At 64.6% G+C, this 1346-nt stretch carries 1 protein-coding gene; it reads right to left on the reverse strand.

Features of this window, described 5'->3' with window-relative positions:
• Positions 1-90: 90 nt before the first annotated feature.
• Complete coding sequence (locus tag ACFXGI_RS38745; RefSeq protein ID WP_384717798.1) at positions 91-1125, reverse strand: IS630 family transposase; 1035 nt, start codon at positions 1123-1125, stop codon at positions 91-93.
• Positions 1126-1346: the final 221 nt, after the last annotated feature.

Raw genomic sequence — 1346 nt, forward strand, 5'->3', positions numbered from 1 at the left:
GTTCCCACTCGGCATCACTCAGATCACCCCGCCCCATGACCCCATCAACGACCTGAGCAGGGAGTAGTCACATGATCGGCCGGACAACTCCTAGTGTCCTGAGTGGGAGATTCGTCGGGAGTAGGTGGCGATTTTGTCGAGGATCTCGTCGGCTGTCTTTGTCCAGATGAAGGGCCGGGGGTGCTCGTTCCAGTCGGTGAGCCAGGCCCGGATGTCGCGTTCGAGGGCCTGGACGGAGCGGTGAACGCCCCGGCGGAGCTTCTTCGTGGTGAGTTCGGCGAACCACCGCTCGACCAGGTTCAGCCACGACGAGCCGGTCGGGGTGAAGTGCAGGTGGAAGCGCGGGTGGGCGGCCAACCAGGTCTTCACCGCCGGAACCTTGTGGGTGACGTAGTTGTCGAGGATCAGGTGGACTTCGAGGTCTGCCGGCACTTCCTTGTCGAGCTTGAGCAGGAACTTCTTGAACTCCACCGCGCGGTGGCGGCGGTGGAGCGAGCCGATGACCTTGCCGGTCGCAGTGTCCAGGGCGGCGAAGAGCGTGGTCGTGCCCGCGCGCACATAGTCGTGGCTGCGGCGTTCGGGCACCCCGGGCATCATCGGCAAGACCGGCTGCGATCGGTCCAGGGCCTGGATCTGCGACTTCCCGTCCACACACAGCACCAGGGCCCGCTCCGGCGGATCCAGATACAGGCCGACCACGTCACGGACTTTGTCGATGAACAACGGGTCTTTGGACAGCTTGAACGTCTCGGCCCGGTGCGGCTGGAGGGCGAAGGCCCGCCAGATCCGGGAGATCGCCGACTGCGACATCCCGGTCGCCGCGGCCATCGACCGCGTCGACCAGTGAGTCGCACCCTTCGGCGTCTCCTCCAGCGTCTTGGCGATCACACGTTCCACATCGGCGTCGGTGATCTTCCGCGGGACACCGGGCCGGGGTTCATCGCACAAGCCGTCGAGCCGGCGTTCCAGGAAGCGTCGCCGCCAGGCCCGAACGGTGTCCGTGGTGATGCCCAGCCGCCGGGCGACCTCCGCGATCGCGTGTCCGTCTGCACTTTCCAGCACGATGCGTGATCGCAATGCCAACGACTGGGCACTCGAACGACGACGCACCCACGACTGCAACATCTCCCGCTCGGCATCGGACAGCACCACCGGCGGAATCTTCGGTCCAGGACGAGTCACACCAGACCAACGACGAATCTCCGACTCAGGACACTAGCTTCGGACGGGACGCCAGGCTGCGGGAACGAACCCCCGAGGCTGCTATATCGAGTCAAGCCGTTTGGGGAGGTTGTTGGGCTTCTCATCGTTGTTCGGTTCGGTTCGTTCGAGGATCTTGAACAGCT

The organism is Streptomyces sp. NPDC059355 (assembly GCF_042752335.1).
Taxonomy (GTDB): Bacteria; Actinomycetota; Actinomycetes; order Streptomycetales; family Streptomycetaceae; genus Streptomyces.

Bases quoted from the DNA above. Each gene is read 5' to 3' on its own strand.
- ACFXGI_RS38745 (WP_384717798.1), bottom strand. From the start codon at position 1,125: ATGTTGCAGTCGTGGGTGCGTCGTCGTTCGAGTGCCCAGTCGTTGGCA.